29 protein-coding genes are annotated in these 26,213 nt (G+C 61.2%); 19 read left to right on the top strand and 10 right to left on the bottom strand.

The features are described from left to right. Positions 1–44 precede the first annotated feature (44 nt). Positions 45–2,321, top strand: coding sequence for an NAD-dependent DNA ligase LigA (gene ligA, locus ACIOJF_RS11470; RefSeq protein ID WP_286134146.1), 2,277 nt, complete (start codon positions 45–47; stop codon positions 2,319–2,321). 2 nt (positions 2,322–2,323) lie between these two features. Then, entirely contained in the window at positions 2,324–3,124 is an 801-nt protein-coding gene (locus ACIOJF_RS11475) for an inositol monophosphatase family protein (protein WP_105657144.1), read from the top strand. Here ACIOJF_RS11475 and ACIOJF_RS11480 read toward each other — a convergent pair. Next, entirely contained in the window at positions 3,121–3,741 is a 621-nt protein-coding gene (locus ACIOJF_RS11480; RefSeq protein WP_402741669.1) for a hypothetical protein, read from the bottom strand. The two genes, ACIOJF_RS11475 and ACIOJF_RS11480, sit on opposite strands and share 4 nt — an antisense overlap. A gap of 234 nt (positions 3,742–3,975) precedes the next feature. Between ACIOJF_RS11480 and ACIOJF_RS11485 the strand changes: the two genes are divergently transcribed. Then, on the top strand, positions 3,976–4,107 hold the full coding sequence (locus tag ACIOJF_RS11485) for a hypothetical protein (RefSeq protein ID WP_402735512.1): 132 nt from the start codon (positions 3,976–3,978) through the stop codon (positions 4,105–4,107). Positions 4,108–4,116: 9 nt separating this feature from the next. On the opposite strand, the gene ACIOJF_RS11490 is transcribed toward ACIOJF_RS11485, so the two are convergent. From ACIOJF_RS11490 to ACIOJF_RS11500, 3 genes are all read right to left on the bottom strand, one after another. Further along, the gene (locus tag ACIOJF_RS11490) at positions 4,117–4,566 is read right to left on the bottom strand and encodes an SRPBCC family protein (RefSeq protein WP_133833022.1); all 450 of its coding nucleotides are present in this window, start codon (positions 4,564–4,566) and stop codon (positions 4,117–4,119) included. 28 nt (positions 4,567–4,594) lie between these two features. Beyond that, positions 4,595–5,401, bottom strand: coding sequence for a glucosamine-6-phosphate deaminase (locus tag ACIOJF_RS11495; protein ID WP_402735614.1), 807 nt, complete (start codon positions 5,399–5,401; stop codon positions 4,595–4,597). 69 nt (positions 5,402–5,470) lie between these two features. Then, positions 5,471–6,601, bottom strand: a complete 1,131-nt coding sequence (locus tag ACIOJF_RS11500; RefSeq protein ID WP_166650656.1) for an ROK family transcriptional regulator — start codon at positions 6,599–6,601, stop codon at positions 5,471–5,473. A gap of 192 nt (positions 6,602–6,793) precedes the next feature. Between ACIOJF_RS11500 and ACIOJF_RS11505 the strand changes: the two genes are divergently transcribed. Both ACIOJF_RS11505 and ACIOJF_RS11510 read left to right on the top strand, forming a co-directional pair. Then, positions 6,794–7,354, top strand: a complete 561-nt coding sequence (locus ACIOJF_RS11505) for a GNAT family N-acetyltransferase (RefSeq protein ID WP_332594779.1) — start codon at positions 6,794–6,796, stop codon at positions 7,352–7,354. 63 nt (positions 7,355–7,417) lie between these two features. After that, a complete protein-coding gene (locus tag ACIOJF_RS11510; protein ID WP_402741670.1) occupies positions 7,418–9,331 on the top strand; it encodes a penicillin-binding transpeptidase domain-containing protein in 1,914 nt (637 codons plus the stop codon). 16 nt (positions 9,332–9,347) lie between these two features. Here ACIOJF_RS11510 and ACIOJF_RS11515 read toward each other — a convergent pair whose 3' ends face one another. Further along, positions 9,348–9,947, bottom strand: coding sequence for a GNAT family N-acetyltransferase (locus ACIOJF_RS11515; protein WP_402735515.1), 600 nt, complete (start codon positions 9,945–9,947; stop codon positions 9,348–9,350). A gap of 85 nt (positions 9,948–10,032) precedes the next feature. On the opposite strand from ACIOJF_RS11515, the gene ACIOJF_RS11520 reads away from it, so the two are divergent. The 6 genes from ACIOJF_RS11520 to ACIOJF_RS11545 all read left to right on the top strand — a co-directional run bounded on the left by ACIOJF_RS11520 (position 10,033) and on the right by ACIOJF_RS11545 (position 15,706). Next, positions 10,033–10,584: a maltokinase N-terminal cap-like domain-containing protein gene (locus tag ACIOJF_RS11520; protein ID WP_133833017.1), complete on the top strand. Its 552-nt coding sequence runs from the start codon at positions 10,033–10,035 to the stop codon at positions 10,582–10,584. A gap of 84 nt (positions 10,585–10,668) precedes the next feature. Further along, a complete protein-coding gene (gene gatC, locus ACIOJF_RS11525; protein WP_038989805.1) occupies positions 10,669–10,965 on the top strand; it encodes an Asp-tRNA(Asn)/Glu-tRNA(Gln) amidotransferase subunit GatC in 297 nt (98 codons plus the stop codon). 5 nt (positions 10,966–10,970) lie between these two features. After that, positions 10,971–12,509, top strand: a complete 1,539-nt coding sequence (gene gatA / locus ACIOJF_RS11530; protein WP_402741671.1) for an Asp-tRNA(Asn)/Glu-tRNA(Gln) amidotransferase subunit GatA — start codon at positions 10,971–10,973, stop codon at positions 12,507–12,509. Positions 12,510–12,514: 5 nt separating this feature from the next. Further along, the gene (gatB, locus tag ACIOJF_RS11535; RefSeq protein ID WP_402735517.1) at positions 12,515–14,023 is read left to right on the top strand and encodes an Asp-tRNA(Asn)/Glu-tRNA(Gln) amidotransferase subunit GatB; all 1,509 of its coding nucleotides are present in this window, start codon (positions 12,515–12,517) and stop codon (positions 14,021–14,023) included. A gap of 144 nt (positions 14,024–14,167) precedes the next feature. Continuing rightward, entirely contained in the window at positions 14,168–15,100 is a 933-nt protein-coding gene (locus ACIOJF_RS11540) for a hypothetical protein (RefSeq protein WP_402735518.1), read from the top strand. A 63-nt stretch (positions 15,101–15,163) separates the two neighbouring features. Then, positions 15,164–15,706 (top strand): GrpB family protein, encoded by a 543-nt coding sequence (locus tag ACIOJF_RS11545; protein ID WP_402735519.1) that lies wholly within the window; start codon positions 15,164–15,166, stop codon positions 15,704–15,706. On the opposite strand, the gene ACIOJF_RS11550 is transcribed toward ACIOJF_RS11545, so the two are convergent. Continuing rightward, positions 15,660–16,607, bottom strand: a complete 948-nt coding sequence (locus tag ACIOJF_RS11550) for a GlxA family transcriptional regulator (protein ID WP_402735520.1) — start codon at positions 16,605–16,607, stop codon at positions 15,660–15,662. The two genes, ACIOJF_RS11545 and ACIOJF_RS11550, sit on opposite strands and share 47 nt — an antisense overlap. Before the next feature lie 70 nt (positions 16,608–16,677). Here ACIOJF_RS11550 and ACIOJF_RS11555 point away from each other — a divergent pair, with 70 nt between their 5' ends. The 3 genes from ACIOJF_RS11555 to ACIOJF_RS11565 all read left to right on the top strand — a co-directional run bounded on the left by ACIOJF_RS11555 (position 16,678) and on the right by ACIOJF_RS11565 (position 18,178). Beyond that, positions 16,678–17,253, top strand: coding sequence for a cysteine hydrolase family protein (locus ACIOJF_RS11555; RefSeq protein ID WP_402735521.1), 576 nt, complete (start codon positions 16,678–16,680; stop codon positions 17,251–17,253). An 89-nt stretch (positions 17,254–17,342) separates the two neighbouring features. Further along, positions 17,343–17,882 (top strand): GNAT family N-acetyltransferase, encoded by a 540-nt coding sequence (locus tag ACIOJF_RS11560; RefSeq protein ID WP_402735522.1) that lies wholly within the window; start codon positions 17,343–17,345, stop codon positions 17,880–17,882. Positions 17,883–18,004: 122 nt separating this feature from the next. Continuing rightward, positions 18,005–18,178, top strand: a complete 174-nt coding sequence (locus tag ACIOJF_RS11565) for a hypothetical protein (RefSeq protein WP_402735523.1) — start codon at positions 18,005–18,007, stop codon at positions 18,176–18,178. A gap of 26 nt (positions 18,179–18,204) precedes the next feature. Here ACIOJF_RS11565 and ACIOJF_RS11570 read toward each other — a convergent pair whose 3' ends face one another. Further along, positions 18,205–18,678, bottom strand: a complete 474-nt coding sequence (locus ACIOJF_RS11570) for a DUF664 domain-containing protein (protein WP_402735524.1) — start codon at positions 18,676–18,678, stop codon at positions 18,205–18,207. A 63-nt stretch (positions 18,679–18,741) separates the two neighbouring features. On the opposite strand from ACIOJF_RS11570, the gene ACIOJF_RS11575 reads away from it, so the two are divergent. The 3 genes from ACIOJF_RS11575 (at position 18,742) to ACIOJF_RS11585 (ending at position 21,824) form a co-directional block, all read left to right on the top strand. Next, positions 18,742–19,665, top strand: a complete 924-nt coding sequence (locus ACIOJF_RS11575; protein ID WP_402735525.1) for an aminoglycoside phosphotransferase family protein — start codon at positions 18,742–18,744, stop codon at positions 19,663–19,665. A gap of 142 nt (positions 19,666–19,807) precedes the next feature. Continuing rightward, positions 19,808–20,452 carry an isochorismatase family protein gene (locus ACIOJF_RS11580; RefSeq protein WP_332727898.1) on the top strand — a complete coding sequence of 215 codons (645 nt, stop codon included), beginning with the start codon at positions 19,808–19,810 and terminating at the stop codon, positions 20,450–20,452. Between the two features lie 97 nt (positions 20,453–20,549). After that, positions 20,550–21,824 carry a low temperature requirement protein A gene (locus ACIOJF_RS11585; protein WP_332498413.1) on the top strand — a complete coding sequence of 425 codons (1,275 nt, stop codon included), beginning with the start codon at positions 20,550–20,552 and terminating at the stop codon, positions 21,822–21,824. 26 nt (positions 21,825–21,850) lie between these two features. Here the strand turns inward: ACIOJF_RS11585 and ACIOJF_RS11590 are convergent, their stop codons facing one another. Beyond that, entirely contained in the window at positions 21,851–22,528 is a 678-nt protein-coding gene (locus ACIOJF_RS11590) for an HAD family phosphatase (RefSeq protein WP_332503595.1), read from the bottom strand. Positions 22,529–22,559: 31 nt separating this feature from the next. Further along, positions 22,560–23,006, bottom strand: coding sequence for a MarR family transcriptional regulator (locus ACIOJF_RS11595; protein WP_332503593.1), 447 nt, complete (start codon positions 23,004–23,006; stop codon positions 22,560–22,562). A 114-nt stretch (positions 23,007–23,120) separates the two neighbouring features. Between ACIOJF_RS11595 and ACIOJF_RS11600 the strand changes: the two genes are divergently transcribed. Next, a complete protein-coding gene (locus tag ACIOJF_RS11600; protein ID WP_402735526.1) occupies positions 23,121–24,302 on the top strand; it encodes an MFS transporter in 1,182 nt (393 codons plus the stop codon). 44 nt (positions 24,303–24,346) lie between these two features. Then, positions 24,347–25,177 carry an aldo/keto reductase gene (locus tag ACIOJF_RS11605; RefSeq protein ID WP_402735527.1) on the top strand — a complete coding sequence of 277 codons (831 nt, stop codon included), beginning with the start codon at positions 24,347–24,349 and terminating at the stop codon, positions 25,175–25,177. Between the two features lie 440 nt (positions 25,178–25,617). On the opposite strand, the gene ACIOJF_RS11610 is transcribed toward ACIOJF_RS11605, so the two are convergent. Continuing rightward, positions 25,618–25,983 (bottom strand): hypothetical protein, encoded by a 366-nt coding sequence (locus tag ACIOJF_RS11610; RefSeq protein WP_402696430.1) that lies wholly within the window; start codon positions 25,981–25,983, stop codon positions 25,618–25,620. Between the last annotated feature and the right edge of the window lie 230 nt (positions 25,984–26,213).

Below are 26,213 nucleotides of genomic sequence, written 5' to 3' on the forward strand. Positions count from 1 at the left end.
TCCAAGCCAGCTAAACTGTCCGCCGGTGGGGCACAATTGAATACGTGAGTGAAAAAGACGTAACACCAGTTGAGGCCACCAACGTTCCGCCAGAAGCTGACAAGTCCCGCTATGAACAGCTGGTCGAGCAGATCCGTGCCCACCGCGAGGCGTACTACCAAAACGATGCTCCTCTGGTCTCCGACGCGCAATACGATGCGTTGTTCCATGAGCTCCAGCTGCTCGAGGCAACCTATCCCATCCTGGCTGGACAGGATTCGCCCACGCAGGAAGTCGGCGGCGAAGTTTCCGCCGCCTTCGCATCGGTCACCCACGCAAGCCGCATGTACTCGCTGGAAGACGTTTTCTCACTTGATGAACTCGAAGCGTGGCTCGAACGTGCCCAGGTCAATGCCGAACGCCTGCACCCGCAAACCCCGGTCAAGTGGCTGTGCGAAGTCAAAATCGATGGCCTGGCACTGAACCTGACCTACCGCCAGGGCAAGCTGGTGCGTGCAGCTACCCGCGGCGACGGCACCACCGGTGAAGACGTTACCCACAATGCGCTGACCATCGGCGACATCCCGCAGGAGTTGTCCGGCACCGGCTGGCCCGAAGAATTCGAAGTCCGCGGCGAAGTTTTCATTGCCACCGATGACTTCAACAAGTTCAACGAAGCGTTGATTGCCCAGGGCAAGGCGCCCCTGGCCAACCCGCGCAACGCGGCCGCCGGGTCCTTGCGCCAGAAAGACCCGGAACAGACTGCTAAGCGCCCGCTGCGCATGTTCGTGCACGGACTGGGCCGCAGCCGCGATTTCAACCTTGCTGAACAGTCCCAGGCTTACGAGCTGATGCGCAACTGGGGTCTTCCGGTTTCGCCCTACGGCCGCGTTGTCGGCAGCCGCCAGGAAGCCAAGGACTACATTGCCGAGCACGGCGAGAAGCGCCACGACTTGATCCATGACATCGATGGCATCGTCATCAAGGTCGATGACCTGGCCACCCAGGAACAGCTGGGCTACACCTCGCGTGTTCCACGCTGGGCTGTCGCCTACAAGTACCCGCCAGAAGAAGTGCACACCAAGCTGCTGGACATCCAGGTCCAGGTGGGGCGCACCGGCCGCGTGACGCCTTTCGGCGTGATGGAACCGGTCCTCGTCGCTGGCTCCACCGTTGCCCGCGCGACCCTGCACAACCAGGAAGTCGTCAAGGCGAAGAACGTCAAGATTGGCGACACCATTATCCTGCGCAAGGCGGGAGACGTCATCCCTGAAATTGTTGGCCCGGTGCTGCCACTGCGTGACGGCAACGAAGACCTGCGTGATTTCGTCATGCCTGTCGAATGCCCATCCTGCGGGCAGCCACTGGCGCCGGCCAAGGAAGGCGATGTGGACATTCGTTGCCTCAACGCTGAATCCTGCCCGGCCCAGCTCACCGAACGCGTGGCCTACCTCGGCGGACGCAGCGCCCTTGATATCGAGGCACTGGGCTACGAAGCAGCTGCGGCCCTGACCAGCGGTCCGGGCGAGGACCCTGCCACCCAGGGCGGCATCATTCTGCCTGCTGGCCCCGGCCCGCTGAAAAACGAAGCCGAACTGTTCAACCTCAAGGACATGCTCGACGAGCTTGGCGAGGTGAAGGTATGGCGGGAAAAGCGTTCCAAGGGGGAAGGCACCGGCATTTTCGAGCTCGTCCCGTACTTCTACTCCAAGGCCACCGCCAAGAAGCCGTCAGAACCAACCAAGAGCACCATGAAGCTGCTCGATGAGCTGGAAAAGGCCAAGGGCAACCCGCTGTGGCGCGTGCTGGTGGCACTGTCCATCCGCCACGTTGGCCCGAACGCTTCGCGGGCCATTGCCACCCGCTACGGCTCCATGGATGCCCTGCTCGAGGTCCTTGACTCGGGCAACGCCGAGGCTGAACTGAGCGAAATCGATTCCGTCGGATCAATCATTGCCGACGCGCTGGTGGACTGGTTCAAGGTGGATTGGCACCGTGAAATTGTCTCCTCCTGGCAGGCCGCTGGGGTGAAGATGGAAGACGAGCAAGATGCGAACATCACCAAGAACCTCGAAGGCTTGGCCATTGTGGTGACCGGTACCTTGGAACACTATTCCCGCGATACCGCCAAGGAAGCGATCATTGTCCGTGGCGGCAAGGCCACAGGCAGCGTTTCGAAGAAGACGGACTTCCTGGTGGCCGGCGAAGCCGCAGGGTCAAAGCTGGACAAAGCCCAGTCCCTGGGTGTTCCGGTACTGGACGAAACCGGATTCGGCGTCCTGCTTGAACAGGGCCCAGACGCAGCGCGCGAGGTAGCCCTCGCCGCACTAACGGAAGGCTAGAAATGGACCGCGCAGTGACTCATGATCCGCTGGTAATGGTTGCCCGCCGGGCCGCCGCCGCCGGCGCCGAAGTACTCAACCGCCGCGATGAATCGCAGTTCAACCTCACCGACAAATCGGCGGCCGGGGACTGGGTGACCGACTTCGACCGTGCCGCCGAGGAAGCAATTCGCGCGGCCATCCTGACCTCCCGGCCCAACGACGAACTGACCGGCGAGGAATATCCAAGTGCCAAGCCTGCGAACCCGAGCGGCTTGCGCTGGAGCATTGATCCGCTGGATGGCACCACGAACTTCGTGCGCAACATCGCCTATTACTGCTCCTCGGTGGGCGTCTGCCAACGCAACGAGGATGGCAGCGAGACCTGGGTAGCCGCGGCCATCGTCGCCCCTGCATTGCAGGTGGAATACTTCGCCGGAAAGGGATTGGGTGCATGGAAGCTTGATCTGCGATCCGGGAAGCTCACACAGCTCACCGGGCCGGCCGAATCCGAGACCAGGATCCTGGCAACTGGCTTCGGCTATGATTCCCAGCGCCGCCAGTTCCAAGCCCAAGTGCTCGGGCAGATGCTCCAGGACTACGTCAATGTGCGCCGACTCGGCTCGGCCGCGCTGGACCTGTGCCTGGTGGCCGAGGGGTCTTTGGACGCCTACGCCGAATATGGCACCCAGGAGTATGACTGGGCTGCCGGCGCGCTGATTGCAGAGGAAGCCGGATGCCAGGTAGGCAGGCCCAGCAGCAACCCGGGCTGGCAGTACGCCGGATTGGTGGATCCAGCCAAGCTCGCGGAGCCTAGCGCCTAGGGAAGCAAAGCTGCTATCCACTGATGCGCGTAATGGATGGCGATGCCCACAGCTACACCGCCGCACACCTGTGTGGCGGTGTGCTGGTAGCTGCGGATCCGGGCCCAGGAAAGCACCGCAAGGAAGAACACCACTAGCGGCATCAGCTCGGCCTGCTGTCCCGCCACCTGCAAAACAACGTAGGTGCCCACAGCCAGGTGCACCGAGACCTTCCACCACAAATTGATCACGGCAACAAGCGCCAATCCAAGCAGGATGCTGAGCACTTCGAGGAAGATCCCGGAACCGGCATCCATGACCCGCAGCACGAGCAGGCCGCACAGGATCAATCCTGTGGTATAGGCATAGATCCCATGCCGCTGACGCCGTACGGTCACGTGCATATCGGTGACCTTGCCGCGCAGTTTCGCCCCGGCCAGGATCAGCCACGGAATAATCGTGGTGAACAAGGCGGCAACAATCGACTCGGTCCAGCGCACTGAGGAATCCCGCCATGGCGTTGCCAACAGCAACACGGTGGCCAGGATAATGGGGGAGAGCACGTGCGAAACCACTAAGGCGATTTTTCGCACCGCAAGAGGTGAGCTGGCTGTCGAGGTCTGCTGCATCGGGGTCATTGGCCTTGATAGGGGTAGCGGTTTACTGCCGTCGTGGCGACTAATCCACTGTACACGTGGAGCCGTCAATAATTCCCCTCGCAGGCCGACGGCGATGAGCCCTCGGATCCAACTTCCAATCCGCACTGCAACCGTGTACTCCGTCATCTTGGAGCGGGCGAGGCCATATCGGATCAAGGCCCGGATCTGAAAATCCCGGTTAACGCCGACGGTTCGTTCACCCACGTGCTTCCGGTGGATGCCAGTGAATTGCCCAGCCCGATGGCCGTCATCGTCCAGGCGCAGCCGCAGACCGGAGAATGCGGGGAATACGACTCCTGCGCGGTGCGCCAGTGGGCTGTGGTCATCGAGCCACAGGACCGCTAGCGAGCAGGATTAGCCTTGCGCGTTGACCAGGTAGTCGTTGCGGATCCGGATGAGCTTGGGCAGGTACCAGCCAAGCACGAGCCGCTCGGCTAACCAGCCCAAGGGACCCAATGGAGCGCTGAAGCGGATCTTGTCCACCATCAACGTCCCCTGGTCCGACTCGTAGAATTCATGGACGTGGTGGAAGGACTTGAAAGGCCCTCGCTCCTGCTGGTCGGTGAACGTGTGCGGGGCATCCAGGTCGGAAATCCTCGAGGTCATCCGGAAGGGGATGCCGAAATGCTTGGCACGCCAGGTGACCTGCTCGCCTAATCCGATAGTGCCGCTGGTAACCCCCGCCACGGCCTTTTCCTGCGAATCGGCCATTGAACCGGCGTGCGCGTCGATGCTGAGCGATTTCTCGAAGAGGTCGGCACGTGAAGCACCGCAAAGCGTAACGCATTCAAAGTAGACGGCCATGGCTTCAGTATGCCATTGGCTGGGCGGTTTAGCTGACCACGAGGTCTACGACGGTCAGTTCCTCAGCCGCGTCATCGTAGTATTCACGCAGTTTCAGCCCCTTGGCTGCCGCTTCATCAACTACTACCACTGCATCCTGGTGCAGCTGCAGGACGGATGCCGGGCAGGAAGCTGACAGCGGCCCTTCTACGGCAGCGGCAATGGCTCGGGCCTTGCCCGCGCCTACAGCCACCAGGACCAAGCGGCCGGCGTCAAGAATAGTACCTAGTCCCTGGGTGACGCAGTGGGTGGGAACGTGCTCGATGCCGTCGAAGAACCGGGCGTTGTCTTCACGGGTATTGGCCGCGAGGCGCTTGATGCGGGTGCGGCTTCGCAGCGCGCTGCCTGGTTCGTTGAAGCCCAGATGCCCATTGGATCCGATACCCAGAATCTGTACGTGGATGCCACCGGCCTGGGCGATGGAGGCATCGTACGCCCGGGCCGCCGTCTCGATGGCTTCCACGGATGCGGCCATGCCCTGCGGTACATGCAGGCAGCGGGCAGGCAAGCCGATGACATTGCAGACCTCGTTGATCAGCGTCTGGCGGTAGGACTGTTCGTGGGTGTCCGGGATCCCGATGTACTCATCCAAGGCGAAACCCTGGGTATCGGTGAAATCGGCACGGCCTTCCTGGACCGCACGGGAAAGTTCACGGTACAGGCCCAACGGAGACGAACCTGTGGCAAGCCCCAAATTCGAGGGGGCTCCAGCGCTGTGGTGGGCCAGGCCGGCCAACACTTTGTCGGCAGCGATGCGTGCAACTTCTTCAGGGGATGAACCAATGAGCACTCGCATGGTGGGCACTCTCCGATCTTGGCAGTGATGATTAGTGGAATACAGGTATGGAGAAACCGGGCGGCCCCGCTAGGTGATCCCCAGTTCATGGAATAGCACGTTGACCGCGCAACCTCGGAGCACCAGATGCTCTGGATCTTCGCTCAGCGAAAGCCGGAAGTTCTCGGCGCGTGCCGTATGCGAGCGCAGGGCCAGTGCTTCGCGTAGCGCTTGCGCGAGAGGCTGATCCACGACTTCCGGGGTCCCGGTGAAAATGACATCGCGAATGTCGAGTACCGAAAGAAGCGGGGCAAGTGCGCCAGCAAGATACGCGGCGATCCGCTGATCCAGCTGTTCCTTTGGTTCCCCCTCGGCCAGGGACTTCCAGATTGCAGGAACGGAAGCATAGGCTTCCAGGCAGCCGATTTGCCCGCAGCTGCATAAGACAGTGTCCTGCGCACGCTGGCGGACATGGCCCAGCTCGCCGGCGGCGAAATCCGAGCCGCGCACCAGGGTGTTGTGGGTGATGACGCCGCAGCCTACACCGCGCCCCAGGCGCAGCAAGATCATGTGGTCGCTGCCTTGGCCGAAAGTGTGCTCGGAAAGGATGGCGCAGTCGGCGTCATTGAGGACATGAGCGGCCAGGCCGGTAGCCTGCTCGACCGCAGATCGCAGGTCGTAGTCGCGCCAACCGAACTTTTCGGCTGCGAGGACAATTCCCCGATCGGTCACTACGCCGGGCGAGCCAATGCCCACGCCCAGAACCGGTGCGTCGCATTCGGCTAGTGCGGTGTCGAGCAGCTCCAGGAGCTGGACCGTCGCGGCCTCACCGGTTGCTTCACGTGCCTGGGCAGAAAAACTCTTGAGGATGGCGCCATCCAGATCCATGATGGCCGCCCGGAACGGGACAACGCCGGATAAGTCCACGCCGATGATCCTGAGCCCCGGGCGATTCAAATCGACGAGGGTGGAGGGCTTGCCGGGGCGTTTTTGCTCTTGCTGCCCGGTCTCAATGACGTGCGAGCGGTTGATCAATTCCGCGACCAGTTCCGAGACGGTGACACGTGTCAGGCCGGTAGCGCGTGCCAGATCGGCACGGCTCGAAGCGCCTTGGTCCGAAAGTGTTTGCAGAACCAGAGAGAGGTTGTGCTCCCTTCCATGGGACGGCAAAATAGCGCTGCCGTGCGACAGCACATTCCAGTCCTTGCGTGGGGAAGTCACAGGGTTAGTTAACTCCATTAACAAACTTGCGGGCAAGTTTTTCTCCCAGTTATTCGCAAGGCACTATTTCCCACCGCGAATCACTGCAGATCAGAGAAGAATTGCTCAGCAAAAATTTCAGCCAGAGCATCATTTGCCTTGGGCTCGGTGACGTGCAGGAACCCCCTGAGCTCGTGGCACACTTGGAGCATCATGACTGACGCGCAAACTTTTTCAACCAGCATTGGCGACTTGTCGATTGAACTGGCTGCTCCCGAGCACTACCAGCGTGTGGGGGAGCTGACCGCAGAGTCCTATTTTGCCGCTGGGCATTTCGACAGCCCGGATAACGAGTACCTGGACTTCGTGCGCAAGGTGGCCGAGCGTGCAGCCCAGACCGAAATCTACGTGGTGCGCCGGGAAGAAGAGATCATCGGTTCCATGACCTTGATCCGGGCGGGCAGCGACTATGCGGACATTGCCAGAGCGGACGAGCTGGAAATCCGCATGCTCAGCGTTGATCCGGCCGCGCAGCGCAGGGGTGTTGGCCGGAGCATGGTGCAGGCCGCCATCGAGCGCGCCCGGCTCATTCCCGGAATCAATGCCGTCTCCCTGACTACCGGCAGCAGCTGGGATTCTGCCCGGGGACTGTATGAATCCCTCGGATTCGTCCACTATCCCGAACGCGACTGGTTTGTGCCGAACACCGATATCGAATTGGTTGTCTACGCCTATAGCCTGCAGCCAAGATGGATTCAGCCTGGATCCAGGTGAACCGCCCATGACTTCGGCGGACACACGTTGTGGTCTGTCCGAGCGCGTGAATAGAATGGCCCCATGAGTGCTATTCGCCGAAGTGTTGCCGCCCTGTCCGTTGCGTCCCTGGCCATGGCCGCACTAAGCGCCTGCAGTGCTGGCGCGCCAGACCCGGCGCCTTCGGCCGATGCGCTGGTATCCGCCATGAATAGCGGCGATTTCGGCTCAGTGCAATTCGCTGGGACCAGCCCAGAAGATGCAGCGAAAGCCCAGGAAACTGCCTTTGGCGCCATGGGCGAAATCAAGCACACGAGCACCGTTCGTTCGGTGGCCGAAGACGAAGAAGAGCAAGAGGGGGTCAAGACAGCTACCGCGAGCATCACCACGGTATGGGATATCGACAAGTCGGACAAGGATCTGAGCTACGACACCCAGGCTGTGTGGGAATTCGACAAGGAATCCGATTACTGGAAACTGCGCTTTGACCCGTCAATTCTTGCCCCTGAGTTCGAAACCGGCGACTACCTCAAAGCGGCGTTCGATCCTGCAGCACGAGGCAGCATCACCGATGCAGAAGGCGAAAGCATTGTCTCCAACCGGCCGGTGATTCGTGTTGGCATGGATAAGACCCACACCGGAAAAGAAAACTGGGAAAGCTCGGCGAAGAAACTGGCCAAGCTCGTGGACATCGATGAACAGGCCTATGTGCAACGAGTGATGGCCGCTGGCGACAAAGCCTGGGTGGAAGCTATTGTCTTGCGCGACGACGCAACGCGGGAAGTCACCGACGAGGAAATCAGGGGCATTCCGGGTGCCGGCTTCCACAACGACGAGCTGCCCTTGGCACCCACTCGCTCCTTCGCCCGCCCGCTGCTAGGCAGCGTTGGCAAGGCCACCGCCGAGAATATCGAGAAGTCTGAAGGCAAGGTCAAGGCCGGTGACCAGGTAGGCCAATCAGGATTGCAAGCCGCCTACAATGACACCCTCGCGGGAACTGCAGGAGTCTCGGTATCGCAGTACAACGCTGAAGATGAAGCGGTAGCGGAACTGATCACCACAGCCCCGGTAGCAGGCAAGGACCTGAAGACCACTTTGGACACCGGACTGCAGGAAACCGCGGATGAACTGTTGGCCGAAGCCGAATCGAACTCTGCCATCGTGGTCATTCGGCCCTCTGACGGCAGCGTCCTCGCGGCCTCCTCGGGCCCGGTTTCTTCCGGGCTGAACACCTCCTTGCAAGCTTCCTATGCACCGGGTTCTTCCTTCAAGGTCGTGAGCGCCTTGGCGATGCTGCGTGACGGAGCGACACCGGGTACCGAGGTCAAGTGCCCGGCAACCACGGTGGTGGATGGCAAGAGCTTCAAGAACTATGACGGCTATCCTGCTGCCGCCGTAGGCACCATCCCGCTATCCGAAGCAATCGCGCAGTCCTGCAACACGGTCTTTGTGAATCAGGGAACGGAAATTGGCGGCAAGAACCTGGCTGAAGCCGCGGCTGCTCTCGGCTTGCTGGCAGAGGACGGAACCGGTGCCGGCGCAGTGTTCGGTTCGGTGCCCGAAGATTCTGAAGGCACCACCCAGGCCGCGAACATGATTGGCCAGGGCGTGGTGGAAGCATCGCCACTGGGCATGGCCACCGTGATGGCATCGATCCAGGCGAAGTCCACGGTGCAGCCCAAGCTGATCCTGGCGCCAGAACCCCAGGCACCTGCCAAGCCGGCTTCCACGCTGAGCGAAGAGGAAGCAGGGCAGCTGTCCACCATGATGGCCGAGGTCGTGGACCACGGAACCCTGGAGGACCTGAAGGCAGTAGGCAGCGGAAAGATCATCGGCAAGAGCGGCACCGCCGAATACGACGGCGAAAAGAACGCGCATGCCTGGGCCATCGCCGCCCAAGGCGATCTGGCGGTTGCCGCGTTCGTCGAGGATGGAGACGGCGGAGCCCAGACGGCGGGACCGCTGGTGAAGTCCATGCTGGAGGAAGCGGCCAAATAGTAGCGCGGGGTGCTGCTCAGCCCCGCTGGGCGAAGTATTCGCCGGCGAGCAGGCTCAGCTGCACCTGGTCGTGGAATACGCCATTGTGGAAGTACACCTCGCGTTGGCGCCCCTCCTGGGTATACCCGGCTTTCTCATAAGCCCGGATGGCCCGCTGGTTGAAGGCGGCAACGCACAGGCTAATCCGGTGCAGTCCCAACTCGCGGAAACCATAGCCGGACATCAATGCGGTGGCACGGGTGCCGAAACCCTGGCCGACGAAGTCCGGGCCGATCATCACCGCCATTTCAGCGGCGCGATGGGGCAACTGGCCGCCATGCAGCGTGATGTGCCCGATGAAGGTTCCGCTGCCGCGCTCGAAGATGCTGAAGCCGGCATCGCCGGAATAGGGCTTGTTCTCGCTCCACTGTGCGAACATTTCCACGAGCGGAGTCCCGGGACGCGGTTTGATGGTTCGTTGCTGGAGCACCGCCCAGGCCGGATCGTTCCACCACCCGGCCATGACCGAGAAGTCCTCGTGCTCGGACTCGCGCAGTTCAATGGCGGCATCCCGCAGCAGGTTCTGCCCGTACTGCTGCGCCTGCTGAACTTCATCCCATGGCTCATGTGTGTGCATGAAACCATCGTAGGAGCTATCGGCTGGCCAAAGAACCGTTGCGCTAACACTTGTGCCTAATACCAGCAATTGACAGACTAAGCTCATGGGAATCGTCTACAACACCACCATGTCTCCAACCAAGACCGAGTTGGTGGCAGCCTGGCTGGCCAAGCAGGAGTTCTACACCGGCCAGGGCGCGCCGAAACTTGAAAGTGTTGGCGGATTCCGTCTGGAAGACCCGCAGGGTGAAGTTGGTATCGAGTTGAGCTTCTACGCTGACCACAGCGATACCTCTGACGTGATTTACCACGTTCCGCTGACCTATCGGGATGCCCCGGTTGACGGTGCGGAACGCTACCTACTGGGAACGAGCGAGCACGCGATTCTGGGCACCCGCTTTGTCTATGACGCCGCCGGCGACCCCATTTTCATCGCCCAGGCACGTGAACTGCTGGCCGGAAATGCCACGCCGCAGCACCGGTCCGAGTCCTTTACCGCGGATCCGCGGATCCTGGTCCGCGGCGAGAGTCGGGGCAAAGACGCGGTGATCATCCGCAAACCGGTAGCCGGCGATCCCGCCGAAGCCGGTGTTATCGGGATCTGGGAGAACGCCCTCGGCCAGGACCTGAGCGGTTTGGTATTGCGCACAGCATAACTAATGCCCCGCATATAGGCATTGGGGCAGGCGCGTAAGGGATAGACTTGTCTATGAAACCCAACCGCCATTCTAGGGAGATACATGTCTGCCATCAGCCGTGAGGACGTTGTGCATCTGGCACACCTTGCCCACATCGAGATGAGCGACGCAGAGCTGGACAAAATGACCGGTGAACTCGACGCTATCGTCGGTGCCATCGCGTCCGTCAGCGAAGTCGCCGCCTCCGACGTCCCAGCCACCAGCCACCCGATCCCGCTGACCAACGTGTTGCGCGAAGATACGGTGGGGCAGACGCTGAGCATTGAAGAAGTTCTGCTCAACGCGCCTGATTCGGACTCGGACCGCTTCAAGGTCCCGGCTATTCTGGATGGTGAATAATCCAAGTGAATGAACTGATTAAGCTTTCCGCCACCGAGCTGGCCGCCAAGCTGCGCGCCGGCAAAGCCACCTCCGTTCAAGCAGTCCAGGCCCACCTGGACCGCATCGCCGAGGTTGACGGCGCACTGAATGCCTTCCTGCATGTGAACGCCGAAGAAGCGCTCGCCGTCGCAGCCGAAGTTGACGCCATCCGTGCCGCCGGCGGCGCGCAGGCCGAAGCCCTGCACCCGCTGGCCGGCGTGCCCATCGCGATCAAGGACCTGATCGTCACCAAGGGCCAGCCGACCACCGCGGCATCGAAGATGCTCGAAGGCTGGATGAGCCCCTACGATGCGACCGTGATCGAGAAGATCCGCGCTGCCAAGCTGCCAATGCTGGGCAAGACCAACCTGGATGAATTCGCCATGGGTTCCTCCACCGAGCACTCCGCCTACGGCGTGACCCGCAACCCGTGGGACCTGGACCGCATTCCGGGCGGCTCCGGTGGCGGCTCGGCCGCAGCCGTGGCCTCCTTCGAAGCTCCGCTGGCCCTGGGCACCGACACCGGCGGCTCCATCCGCCAGCCAGGTGCTGTCACCGGTACCGTCGGCGTGAAGCCGACCTACGGTGCCGTGTCGCGCTACGGCGCAATCGCCATGGCTTCCTCGCTGGACCAGATCGGCCCGGTCTCCCGTACCGTGCTGGACTCGGCCTACCTGCAGGAACTGATCGGCGGGCACGATCCCAAGGATTCCACCTCGCTGCCGAACCCGCTTGAAGGCCTGGTTGCCGCCGCTGAATCCGGCGCCACCGGCGATGTCAAGGGCCTGCGCATTGGTGTCATCAAGGAACTGACCGGCGAAGGCTACCAGGAAGGTGTCCAGGCACGCTTCAACGAGTCGCTGGAACTGCTCAAGGCCGCCGGTGCAGAAATCGTCGAGGTTTCCTGCCCGAACTTCAAGTACGCGCTGGGCGCCTACTACCTGATCATGCCGTCGGAAGTTTCCTCCAACCTGGCCAAGTTCGATGGTGTGCGCTACGGCCACCGCGTGCTTCCGGAAGAGGGCCCGATGACCATCGAGCGCGTCATGGGCTCCACCCGTGCCGCCGGCTTCGGCGACGAGGTCAAGCGCCGCATCATCCTGGGCACCTACGCCCTGTCCGCCGGCTACTACGACGCCTACTACGGCTCGGCGCAGAAGGTCCGCACGCTGATCCAGCGCGACTTCGAGGCCGCTTTCGAGCAGGCCGACGTGCTGGTTTCCCCCACCGCGCCGACCGTCGCCTTCGAGCTGGGCGCGAACGACAACGACCCGCTGGCCATGTACCTCAACGACGTGGCCACCATCCCGGCCAACCTCGCTGGCGTTCCGGGCATCACCGTCCCGGGCGGCCTGTCCGAGAACCTGCCGGTAGGCATCCAGTTCCTGGCCCCGGCCTACGAGGATGCCCGCTTGTACCGTGCCGGCGCGGCACTGGAAACCCTGCTCGAGAAGCAGTGGGGCCACTCGCTGATCTCGCAGGCACCAGCCATTGACACCGCTTCGATCGCGCAGGAGGCCTAGGCACCATGAGCAACTACACCGATGAACTGGTCGACTTCGACGAGGCACTGGATCGCTACGACCCGGTCCTGGGCTTCGAGGTCCACGTCGAGCTAAACACCAAGACCAAGATGTTCTCCGACGCGCCGAACGCTTTTGGCGATGCCCCGAACACCAACGTCACCCCGGTAGACCTGGGCCTGCCCGGCGTGCTGCCGGTGGTCAACAAGACCGCCGTGGAGTACTCCATCCTGATCGGCCTGGCACTGAACTGCCAGATCGCGCAGAAGTGCGGCTTCGCCCGCAAGAACTACTTCTACCCGGATACCCCGAAGAACTTCCAGACCTCCCAGTACGATGATCCGATTGCCTTCGACGGCTACCTGGACATCGAGCTGGAAGACGGCGAAGTCTTCCGCGTCGAGATCGAACGCGCCCACATGGAAGAAGATGCCGGCAAGCTGACCCACATGGGTGGCGCTGCCGGGCGCATCCAGGGTGCGGACTACTCGCTGGTTGACTACAACCGTGCTGGTGTTCCGCTGGTGGAGATCGTGACCAAGCCAATCGTAGGCGCCGGCAAGCGCGCTCCCGAGCTGGCCAAGGCCTACGTGGCCGCCGTGCGCGAAATCGTGAAGAACCTGGGCGTTTCGGATGCCAAGATGGAACGCGGCAACGTGCGTTGCGATGCCAACGTCTCGCTGATGCCCAAGGGCGCGGAGAAGTTCGGCACCCGTACCGAAACCAAGAACGTGAACTCCCTGCGCGCGGTGGAGCACGCCGTGCACTTCGAGATCGAGCGGCACGCAGCGGTGCTGGATTCCGGGGCGAAGATCGTCCAGGAAACCCGCCACTGGCATGAGGACACCCGTTCGACCACCTCGGGCCGCCCGAAGTCGGATGCCGATGACTACCGCTACTTCCCGGAGCCGGATCTGGTGCCTATCGTCACCACCGCCGAATGGGTCGAAGAGCTGCGCGGCCGCCTGCCGGAACCGCCAGCCGAGCGCCGCAAGCGCCTGAAGGCCGAGTGGGGCTACGCGGACAAGGAATTCCGCGACGTGGTCAACGCCGGTGTGCTCGACGAGATCGAGCAGACCATTGCCGCTGGCGCCAGCGCCGCTGTGGCCCGCAAGTGGTGGATGGGCGAGATCGCCCGCCTGGCCAAGGCCGCGGACAAGGACATCGCCGATCTGGGCGTGAGCGCTGCGACCATCGTTGAGCTGAACTCGCTGATCGAGGCGAAGAAGATCAACGACAAGATCGCCCGCCAGGTGCTGGAATTCGCCATCGCCGGCGAAGGCACCCCAAGCGAAATCGTCGAGAGGCGCAGCTTGGCTGTGGTGAATGACGATGATGCCTTGGGCAAGGCCGTGGATGATGCCATGGCTGCCATGCCTGATGTGGTCGAGAAGATCAAGGGCGGCAAGATGCAGGCCATCGGTGCGCTGATGGGCCCTGTCATGAAGGCCACCCGCGGACAGGCCGACGCCGGCCGCGTGCGCGAAATCGTGATGGAGAAGCTGGGACTCTAGTCCCCGGACTCCAGCCCTGGCGCCAGCCTCGGACTTCCAAGCGTGAAGTCCGAGGCTGGCGTTTTTTTAACAAGCATTACGCGCAAGCGGTCTTGATGGCACAAGTTTTTATGAGTCGTTTTTATATTCAGTTATCATCTGAACATGATCAATGCATCTCGTGGAGCAAGAATTTTCAGCACGGTGGCCGCGGTTGGGCTGCTGCTCACTGGGTGCAGCGAACCAGAGCCGGACCTGGAATCCTCAACGCCAACGGTAGTTCCTTCGCCGAGCAAGGAAGAACCTGGGATCGAATCCCTGCGAGATGCGGATCTTGGAAACGCAACCTGGATGGATCCGATGGCGCTCGATGGCAAACCCTCGAAGATTCGTCTTGAGAATTCGAAAGCCAGCGATGAATTCAACAGCTATGAGCTGGGCAAGATCGTCTACGCGGATCTGGATGGCGACGGCGTAGACGATGCCGTCGCATCGTTCATCAGCACGTCCGGCAATGCCTATTGGGAGCACTTCGTTGCCTGGGTTGCGACGGAGGAGGGGCCAGTCCAAGTTCCCGGCGAGATCGCTTATTCGCATAATTGCGGATCCACCGTTGCGAGCGTGGTGCCAGCCACGCAGGGCGTCAAGGTCACTGAGTACCTGCGCAGCGATTTCCAGAATACTGCCTGCGCGGAAAATGGCCCGCTGGAACAGGTTCGAACGGTAGGCGTAAAACAGTATTCCGGCGATGACCAGTACTACCTCGTGCGCACGGACGGTCTTGGAGGCGACGGTGGATACTGCCACCCGGAGGCAAATGGCGACACCATTTCCGTGTCGATCCCCGTCTATTCTGCCCCGAACGCCAAGAGCGAGATGCCTCTGGACGATCAAGAAATGATGGGCTACCTGGCCGGACCGGAAGCCATGGAGGAAGTCACCGACGACGGGCAGTGGATGCTGGGCACGGTGCTGATCAGGGATGGGCAAGCGGTGTCGGGCATGCAGACGCGCTGCGCGTGGATGCCGACGATGAAAAACCCGCTGCATACCGACGGAGACGCGGTGCTGGGTGAAAACGGCCAGCCGGCTGGATAGGGCGAAGTGGAACCTGCCTGGAATTGCACCTTCCGGCTTCCAGCATCGAGGCATACTGGATAGATGAATAGCGAATGGTTCGATAGGCCCGGTGGTGAACCTGTCCATCTTGTCGAGCATGATCCGTCGTGGGCCGTCCAGGCCGCTGATTGGATGCTGCGCATCAAGGCCGCCATTGGTCCTGACGCGGCATCTGCAGAGCATATCGGGTCGACAGCAGTTCCGGGCCTCATCGCCAAACCAGTTCTCGACCTCCAACTAGCTGTTCCGGATATTTCAGAAGAGTCCGCGTACCGCAGCGGCCTCGAAACGCTGGGGCTTGTGCTGCGGCAACGGGAGACCGGCCATCTCTTCTTTCGTCCGCCCGCGGGAGAGCCCCGAACAGTGCATGTTCACGTGTGCCAACTCGGTTCGGTCTGGGAACGCGAGCATCTGGTGTTCCGCGATCGACTGAGGGAAGACGCCAATGTTGCTACCGCATATGCCGAGCTGAAACAGGACTTGGCCACGAGGGTCGGGGATGACAGGATCGCTTATGCGCGAGGCAAGGCGCAATTCATCAAGGACGTTGTCGACGGAAAGCCGCTGCATGGCCGGTCGGCGTGATCCCCAATCGCGACGAGAAATGCTTGCGCAGCAGATCATCAGAAGCAAAGCCAACCTGACGGGCAACGGCGCCAACCGACAGGTCGCTTTGTTCCAGTAGGCGTTGGGCCTCGCTGACTCGAAGATCATTGAGCCATGCAATAGGTGTTGTCCCGACCGCGTCTGAGAACCACCGGTGAAAAGTTCGTGGTGACATTGCGCAGACCGCTGCTAGTTCTTGGACGTTCCAATGCCGTTGAAGATCTTGGCTGACTGCCAGATGCAGTTGTTCAACTGACGGCGATGAATTCCCAGGGATGCTGGTATCCGCGTATTGCGCTTGGGTTCCCGGTCTGAAAACAGGGGTGACCATGGCCTTCGCGATAGTTTCTGCAGCGCTGGTTCCCCAGTCCAGACGTACTAGATGGAGTAATAGATCAACTCCTGCGGTGACTCCAGCCGAAGTCCATACTTTGTCCTCGCCACAATACAAATCCCTCGACTTGACGTTGACCTCTGGATAACGCCTTGCAAGTTCATTGGCAAAACGCCAGTGGGTCGTCGCGCTTCGCCCATCGAGCAGTCCTGCAGCGGCGAGTGTGAATGCGCCGGTACACAACGAGGCGACAAGGACCCCGGAGGAAGCAGCTCGTGCAACTGCTGCCACTTCCTGCGGGTGAGGTTCTGCGAGCGGATTCTCGCTTCCTGGAACCACCATCATGTCGAGTTCCTCCACCGAAGCAAGCGGATGTGTGCGCCGTATTGAGCGAACCGGGTCAAGAGCGGTGACCGTGGTTGCTGCGAGGATTCGAACTGCGGGCCGGGGGAGACCACAGTCGGTTCGGTCGTCGTACACCTCACGTGCAACTTCGATATCAAATGCTCGACGGCCCGGCCCAACTAGAATCCCCACAATGGTCATGGCGCAATCTTATCGAACCATGTCATTTATGCCACTGGTTGGGTTCCTCGATCCCTGATGAAGTAGAAGCATGATGACAAGTACAAAGACCGCATTGATCGTGGTTGACATGCAACAGGGTTTCTACGACACCTCATGGGGCCCGACAACCAACTACCCGCAATGCGAGAACAACGTTGATCGGCTTCTCTTGGAGTGGTCCCAAAAGAACATGCCGATAGTGATCGTCAGGCACGATAGCCGAAATTCGGACTCGCCCTTGTTCGTGGAAGGTCCCGGCAATAATCTTCACGAATCGGTGCAAGCGGTCACCCCTGATCTGTTCGTAACCAAGTCAGTGAACTCATCATTTTATGGCTCCCCGGATTTGGGCCAGTGGCTGAGGTCCAATCAGATCAAAAAGATCGTGGTTTGCGGAATCCAAACCAACTTGTGTGTAGAAACCACCGCCCGGATGGGCGGAAATCTGGGATTTGACGTCATTGTGCCTCTCGATGCCACACGAACTTTTGATCTGGCAGGACCTGACGGCACGGTAATACCGGCAGCCACTCTGATGCAGGTTACGGCGACCAATCTTCACGGAGACGGCTTTGCGCTGGTGGTTTCGACGCGAGAGATTCTGGATTCATTGAAAGCGGCCTGACACGGAAGCAGGTATTCGGCCGGGTGCTGTCGCCGCCGGATTCATGTTTACGCTGACTGGATCCGGCATGTCTTCTATAGGCTGGCCCCATGAATATCTTGTTCACAGCAATGGCACCGGAAGACAGCCGTGCCATCGCCTCGTTTCTATCAAGCAACAGCTTTCCATTCCATGTCCGTCGGGACTGGACAGAGCCGGAGCTGAGACGACTAGTCGATAGCGGAAGATATTGGAACAGCGAGAGCCAAGGATTCTGGATTATTGGCGACGGAGAATGCTTGGGAATGGCAGTACTCGAAGATCTGGAAGACGACACCCCAATGCTTGACCTGCGCTTGGCGGAAAAGCACCGGGGATCAGGCCTGGGTATCCTCGTACTGAGGGAATTGACCGCCAAGGTGTTCACTGACTTCCCCGGCACCTTGCGCTTCGAAGGCCAAACCAGGGAAGACAACTTCGCGATGCGCAAGACTTTTCTTCGCGCCGGTTTCCTCAAGGAGGCGCATTACCGGATGGCGTGGCCCACCGGCGACGGGCGCCATCTCGCCTCGGTTGCCTACGCGATCCTGCGCCAGGATTGGGAATCCGGGACCACTACCCGCTTCGATTGGGAAGATCTGGACCTGTGAGCGGCTCGCGGTCCTGCGGCATTTGATTTGGCGCCTCTGGCAACTGCGCACTGATCCTGCTAGGGTTTCATCACACCAAATCAACTACCGCTGAGCGGTAGAAGGCTTCTAGGAGGGTAGCCATGGCTGCATGGCCCAGAATCGCGGCGCTGGCCATGCTGCTGGCCGCCATGGTGGCATTGGTAGCATTCCAGTGGCTTCCAGCTCTCATGTTCTTGCCTGTTGCAGGAGCCTTGCTCGTTTGGGACGGCTCTGCGCGCGGACGCTCTTCAGGCCCCGGGAAAGGCCATGGGTAGGCTAGCTGTGACCTGCCGGATGCCTTTCACGACGCGTCCTTGGCCAAGTGATCCCGGGTGATTTCCAGATGCCCCAAGTGCTGGCAGAGCTCTTCGAGCACATGCAGCAGCACGCCCTGGCAGGTGGCCATCCAGTATTCACCCTCCCTGCCTGGCGGGGCCGCAACGGGAGCATCATGCATGGCAGTGAGCGCCAGGTCGTTGGCGAACGCCTTCCTGGCCTCATGCGCCAGTTGCAGGGCAGTCTCCTTGTCCATCACCGCGGTGAACTCGGCGGCCCGATCGCGGGGGACCTCGATGCCGAGATTGACCGTGGAAGACCAGCGGCGCATCATCCCGCAGCAATGCAGCACCAGCTGCACCGGCGAATTGCTGCCGTGAACGGGCAGGACGCTATTGGCCTGTTCCTGCGGAATGCTCGCCAAGGTTTCGGTAAGCTGGTCGAATTTCTCCAGCAGGAGCGTGGCGAGGATCTGCTCGCCGGGTGCAGGGGAGTCCATGCACCGATTCTAGAACGATTCGCGCGGCAGGGTGAGCCATGCGGGGTGCACTAGCATTGAGCAATGACTTCTTCTGTCTCCACGGATAAGGGAATGCCGCCAGCCGAAGTTGAAATTGACGCGGAGCTGGTCAGGCACCTGCTGGTTAGCCAGGCGCCGAACTGGGCGAACCAGGACATTGCCTATCTGGCTACCGGGTGGGATAACGAGGTGTACCGGCTGGGTGCTGAGCTGGTGGTGCGCCTGCCGCGCCGGGAACTAGGAGAGGCCATTGGACTCAAGGAACGGCGTTGGCTGCCGCAATTGGCCGCCGAGACCGGCCTGCCCATCGCCATGCCGGTCTTCGTTGGACGGCCCGCACCGCAGTACCCCTTCACGTTCTCCATCTGCCCCTATGTCCCGGGCCGCAGCGCCGCGACGGTGGACCGCCGCAGGCGCGATGGCTACGCCGGAGAATTCGCGCAGTACTTGTACCGGCTGCACCAGCCTGCCGGAGCCGCGGCGCCAAGCAGCGAATTCCGGGGCGTGGGGCTGGCCGCACTCGATGCGAAAACCTGCGGCCAGATTGCGGCGCTGGACTCCCCGCTGCGAGGTCCGGCGCAGGACCTCTGGTCCCAAGCGCTGTCCGCCGCGCCGCATGATAAGGCACCGCTGTGGTTGCACGGTGATCCGCATCCGCACAATACGGTCATCACCGAGCAGCACGGCCGCTGCCAGCTAGCGGCGCTGATCGATTTCGGGGATTTGTGTGCCGGGGACCCGGCCTCGGATCTGGGCATGCTGTGGATGCACTTCAGCGCCGAAGCCACCGCCTCGGCTTTCGAAGGCTACGGCGCCCAACCGGGCAGCGACCTGTGGCAGCGGTCCAGGGGATGGGCGCTGCGCTACGCCATGCTTACCGCAACCCTGGCCGAGGAGGATCCGCTGGGCCGCATCGGGCGCCAGACACTGCAACTGCTGCTCGCCGGCGGCCAGTGCCGGAAATGAGCAGCAACCGGCCGGCGCGGATCGGGATTCTTGGAAGTCCCCGGGGACTTGCTCCGGGCACTGGCCGGGCCCGGTTGCCGGCGATAGCCTGAAGCCACGCACGAAGTTTCTTGCAACTTCATCGATCCATGAGGAGCTGGACATGCCCAAGAAAACCTCGCCGGAACCGGTTCGCGATCAGCGCGCAGACCACTTGCTCACGCCGGAGAATTGCGTGCTGGCGTTGATCGACTTCCAGCCCGAGCAGTATGGCACGGTCACTTCCACCACTCGGGAGCGGATCGATCTGAATGTCGTGGCGCTGTGCCGGCTGGCTACTGAGTACGGGATTCCGGTGGTGCTCTCGACCGTGGGCGTGGACATGGGAGTCAACCAAGGCACCGCGCAGGTGATCAAGGACGAGCTGCCCGGGGTCAAGGAAATCGACCGCAGCGGAGTCAACGCCTGGGAGGATGCCGAGTTCAGGGAGGCCATCGAAAGCAGCGGCCGGCGCAAGGTGGTCATGGCCGGGTTGTGGACCGAGGTCTGCCTCGCCTTTCCCACCCTGGATATGCTTTCCGAAGGCTACGAGGTCTATCCGGTAGCCGACGCGGTGGGCGGCATATCCCAGGCGGCGCACGACTTCGCCTTCGAACGGATGATCGCCGCCGGCGCCCAGCCGGTCACGGCCATTTCCTTCGGAGGCGAGCTCATGCGCAACTGGGCCCGCGATGATTCGGACAAATTGCGCAAGATCATGCGCTGGTACTTCCCGCTGAAGCATGAACTGGATTCGGCTGGGAAGTAGGCCCCGCGGATTTGCCGAGGCGTCAATGCGATAATTCCAGCTGGCGGTTACCTATTCTTGTGAATGTCCTCCGTTGAGTTTTCGAGAAAGCCGCACGATGTCCGCCAGCACGGGTCTTGATTTCTATCAGCACGGCCTGCGCCGCATGCGCGGACGCGATCCGCAGGAGCAGAACCGGACCGCCACCACCCTGGAACTGTTCTTCGACCTGACATTTGTCACCGCCTTCGGAGTTGCCGGCAGCGAGCTGGCCCACGGCATCGAGGTGGGGCACTATGCGCCGGCCATCATCTCCTTTGCCATCGCGTGCTTGTCGATCATCTGGGCCTGGGCCAATTACGCGTGGCTGGCCTCGGCCTTCGACAACGACGACTGGCTGTTCCGGAGCCTGACCTTGGTGCAGATGGCGGGCGTCATCGTGCTGGCGGTCGGCATCCCGATGATGTTCGCCTCCATCGATCAGGGGGCGGTGCTTGATGCCAATGTGATGGTCGCCGGCTACATCGTCATGCGCGTGGCGCTGATCGGACAGTGGCTGCGGGTGGCCCGGCACGATCCGCAGCACCGGATGGCAGCGCGCGGCAATGCTATCGGGGTGGGCATTGCCCAGCTGGGCTGGACCTCATTCCTCTTCCTTCCGCTCTCGCTGGTTCCGGCGTTGTGCTGCCTGGCGGTCTTCTGGATCATCGATTTCAGCGCACCGCTGATTGCGGAGCGGGTGGCCCGTTCCCATGGCGAATCGGGTATTCCCTGGCACGCCCACCATCTGGCGGAACGCTATTCGCTCATGTCGATCATTGCCCTGGGCGAATGCATCGTGGGAACCTTGGCAGCTGCCCGGACGATCTCCCAAGGGGCGAACTGGAATTTCGAGAGCATCGTGGTGGTCGCCGCGGGCGTGCTGATTTCTTTCTCGCTGTGGTGGGCGTACTTCCAGCTGCCCTCCGGGCCGGTGCTCCACCTGCGGCGGGACAAGGCCGCAGCGTGGATCTTCGGGCATATTGCGCTTTTCACGTCCATTGCCGCGATCGGCGCCGGGCTGCATACCATCGGCTACGCTTATGATCCCGAAGCCGCTACCGACCCAGTGGTGGTCATTGTGGCTCTGGCGATTCCGGTTTTCGCCTTCATGGTCATCATTACCCTGCTGCTGACCTGGTTGCTCGGTGCCCCGATGTTCACCTGGGCGCATTTGCCCACGTTCCTGATGCCGCTGGCCGCGGCCGGGCTCAGCCAGCTGGGCGTTCCGGTGTGGGCCTGCTTGCTGGTGCTGCTGTGCTCGCCGCTGACCGTGATCATCGTCTACGAGCTGGGGTATTGGCGCAAGCTGGCAGTATCCCTGGACAGGGTCCTGGTCCGGCCGGCGGGGTAGCGGTACTCGATCAGCCCAGCCGTCAATTATGCTCCGGAAGCCATGCCGGGCAGTGCGTCCATGCTGCTGAACACATGGGTTGCTCCGGCCGCGCGCAGCAGCTCGGGCGAAGTGCTCGTGGGTCCGCCGTTGGAATAGCCGTACACCGTCGCGCCGGCCGCGATCCCGGCAGCCACCCCGGTGGCAGTGTCCTCGATAACCAGTGCGCCAGCTGGGTCAATGCCCAGTGACGCGGCTGCGGCCAGGTAGACATCCGGTGCCGGTTTGCTGCGTGGGCATTCCATGCCGCTGAAGACCCGGTCTCCGAAGTACTCGGTGAACCCGGCCAGGGCCAGCTGCATTTCGACCTTGGCCCGGTCTGCGCCGGTGGCGCAGGCAATGTTCTGGCCGTAGACCGAGGAAATCTGCTTGACTGCTTCCAGCGCTCCGGGGATCGGCTGCAACTCCGAGCGCAGCGCTTCGTCGCGGCGTGCGCGGAACTGGCTAATCCACTGGTCGTCGATGCGGAATCCGGTCTGGTCGAGAATGGGTTGCCACTGGTCTTTCAACGCCTTGCCGATGAAGATCTCGATGCATTGCTCGGGGCTGATCTCCCAGCCCAGCTCTATGAGCATCTGGCGGAGCACGGAATTGGTGATGGACTCGGAATCCACCAGGACGCCATCGCAATCGAAAAGCACGGCGGAAAATTTCGGATGCAGCAAGGACGGTCCCTTCCAAGGATTCAGCAATTGGCTACGCGGCAGAGAACTCGTGGAGAATGCGGGCCAGCGGCGCCAGCTCAGGCTGCTCTTCTGCCTGCTTCAACACGCGTTCCAGCGTGGCATCGTGAATGGGCTTGGCCTTCTGGTACAGCTCGTGGCCAGTGGCAGTGAGCTCGGTGTAAATGCCGCGGCGGTCATCGGCGCACAGCACCCGCGAGAGCAGATTGCGGTCTTCGAGCCTGGTAACCAGTCGCGTCGTTGCGCTGGGGCTCAGGGCCGTGGCGCGGGCCAGCTGCGCCATGCGCATATGCCAGCCATCCTGACGATTCAGGGCATCCAGAAGTGTGTACTCGACCACAGAGAGCCCCACCTGCGCCGTCAGGTCCTTTTCAAGTGCAGTATCGATTAATCCGTGCAACGACGCCAAAGTGCGCCACCCTCGGGCACGGATTTCGACAGCATCATCTGCGATTCCCATGGGTTCCTCCAAAAGTACTTGCTTGCGCTGGTTAGTTGCGTGTGCAACGATAGTGTTCATCGCGCAATAACAAGCGTGTGCAACTAATTTATCTAGTCTATCAGGAGTAACGCTATGCCGCTCGGTCTTATTGCGTTGGCCATCGGTGCCTTCGGCATCGGGCTTACCGAATTTGTCATCATGGGCTTGTTGCCGGATGTGGCAGCCGACTTCGGCGTCAGCGAGGCCGCAGCTGGCTGGCTCATTTCCGGATACGCATTGAGCGTCGTGGTCGGCGCGCTCGGCCTGACCGCAGCCACCGTCCGCTTGCCGCGCAAGCCGGTGCTCGTCGGGTTGCTGGTGCTTTTCATCATTGGCAACTCGCTTACCGCGATGGCCGCAACGTACGAAGTGGCCATGATCGGCCGCGTCATCGCCGCCCTGTGCCACGGTGCCTTCTTCGGTATCGGCGCGGTCGTGGCAGCTGACCTGGTCCCGGCCAACAAGAAGGCTGGCGCCATTGCCATCATGTTCACCGGGCTGACCGCCGCCAACGTACTGGGTGTTCCCTTCGGTACCCTGCTGGGGCAGCATTCCGGCTGGCGCTCGACTTTCTGGGCCATCTCCGGCATTGGCATTATCGCCCTGATCGGCATCCTCGTGCTGGTGCCAGCCATCAAGCACGCAGCCGAAGGCATCTCCGTGCGCAGAGAACTCGGGGCCTTCACCTCGCTGCAGGTCTGGCTGTCCCTAAGTGTCACGGTCCTTGGCTACGGTGGCATGTTCGGCGCCTTCACATACATCGCCTACACCCTGACCGAGGTCACCGGATTCAATGAGACCAGCGTTCCATGGCTGCTGATGCTCTTCGGCGTGGGTCTGTTCGTCGGCAACTGGATCGGTGGCCGCATGGCTGACAAGAGCATCGACCGCACTCTGCTCATCTTCGTCTCGGCACTGCTGGTGGTCCTTGTCCTCTTCGGATTCTTCGCAAGCAACCAGATCGCCACCGTTATCGCTTTGCTGCTGATGGGCGGCTTCGGCTTCGGAACCGTTCCCGGTCTGCAAAGCCGCATCATGCAGTACGCCGGCAATGCGCCGACCCTGGCATCCGGCGCCAATATCGGTGCGTTCAATGTCGGCAACGCGCTGGGCGCATGGGCCGGCGGCTTGGGCATTGCGGCAGGCCTGGGCTACACCTCGCCGATCTGGGTCGGCGCACTGATTACCCTCGTCGCACTGGTCGTTATTCTCCTGGCCATGGGCTTGGCCAAGAAGTCTTCGGCAGCATCACCCCAGCTGGTTACAGCTGGCTAATCCACAGTTTTGTTCAGTCCCCAACCAATTTCTAGGAGTTAGATATGACTACCGCAATCCCAACCGTCACCCTGAACAATGGCGTTGAAATGCCCCAGGTAGGTTTTGGAGTCTTCCAGGTTCCCAACGAAGAGACCACTGTCGCAGTGAGTTCAGCGCTCAAGGCCGGCTACCGCAGCATCGATACCGCCGCGATCTACGGCAATGAGGAAGGCGTGGGCGCTGCACTGGCCCAGTCCGGTATTGCCCGCGAAGACCTGTTCATCACCTCCAAGATCTGGATCGCAGACATGGGTTACGAGCAGACGCTGGAAGCCTTTGATGCCAGTCTTGAGCGCTTGGGCCTGGACTACCTGGACCTGTACTTGATTCACTGGCCAGCCCCGGTAAAGAATCTCTACGTTGAGACGTGGAAGGCGCTGGAAAAGCTGTATGCAGAGAAGAAGATCCGCGCCATCGGGGTTTCCAACTTCCAGCCCGAGCACCTGGAGCAGCTGGCCGCCGAAGGAACCATCGTTCCGGCCGCGAACCAGGTGGAACTCCACCCAGCTTTGCAGAACCGCGAAGTCGTTGCAGCTAACGCGCAGCACGGTATCGTCACCGAAGCATGGAGCCCGCTGGCTCAGGGCGCAATGCTCAGCGATGAAACCATCGTGGGCATCGCTCAGGCACATGAGGTGTCCGCGGCTCAGGTCATCCTGCGCTGGCATCTGCAGCAGGGCCGGGTGATCATCCCGAAGTCTGTGACTGAATCACGCATCATCGCCAACTTGGACCTGTTCGGCTTCGAATTGACCAGCGGCGAACTGGCAAGCATTGATGCCCTTGATCGCGATGGACGCACCGGCCCAAACCCGGACACCTTCAACGGCTGATTTGATGACAACAACCAAGATGCTGCCTGTGCTCTCATCGGGCCACGGGCAGCATCTATGGCTTGGATAGTCCGAGGATTTGTTCGGATGTGGACTTTCTGCACTGGCGCCGGCTGGCCACAAGCATTATGGAGTGACGGACGACTATGCGTCTGATACAGCTATACGGCGGATCGTACAGTTTCCATTGATCAATGCTCTGCGGAAAAATGTAGGTAGAAATCATGTTTCGCCCGTCGGCCAGCTATACAGTCAAATGGAGACAGATCGGCGACGCGTGCTGTCTCCGGTTCGGCATCCTGCTGGTACGGCAAATTTTTTTCTGCCGCAGTCACGGTTGGAGAACGCAACGGCGCGTACTTGCTTGAGAATCATGCCTATCAGCGCCGTAAGTTCGCCTTTGGAGATTTCGAATGCCGAACTTGCAACTGCAGCGGGCGTTAGTTCGCCACCCCGGAGATAGCCACGGCGAGGACTCCACCCGTTCCCTCACCGAGGATGCCGTTGAATTGCACCGCATCGACCTGTGCCGTAGACAGGATCTCTGAAACCGATACGTTGTTCTCCTCGCCATTGCAGATGACTTCGACAGTATCGTTGCCGCTCCAATTGGACCCAGTCTGGGTAGCGAATCCGAGTCGAAGCGTTCCCTCTCCGAAGCAACTGACGCGGATCCCCGTGATCCGGGCGCCGGAGTCATAGTTGAGAACGATGCCCGAATCAGTATCTCCCGGAGTACCTTGGCCAACGCGCAGGGTGCCCCCACCGAGGGATCCCTTTGCAGACGTGGCTGCCTCCAGGAACATACTTGCCTCGTTTTGTGACTGATTCCAATCGACCTCAGGCATCGACGAGCAAGAGGCCAACCCGATAATAAGGACAGTTGGCATGATGACCGGAGAAAGACGTTTAACCATTTGAAGCCATACTATCAAGGTGACTGAAGAATGAAACTTTGGTGTAACCGGACTGTCAGAGCTACGGCACGGCTGGTGTTTGAACGTGTTTGGTTTTAGGCGCACAATGTAGAAAGTTC

Source organism: Glutamicibacter sp. NPDC087831 (assembly GCF_044742845.1).
Classification (GTDB): domain Bacteria; phylum Actinomycetota; class Actinomycetes; order Actinomycetales; family Micrococcaceae; genus Glutamicibacter.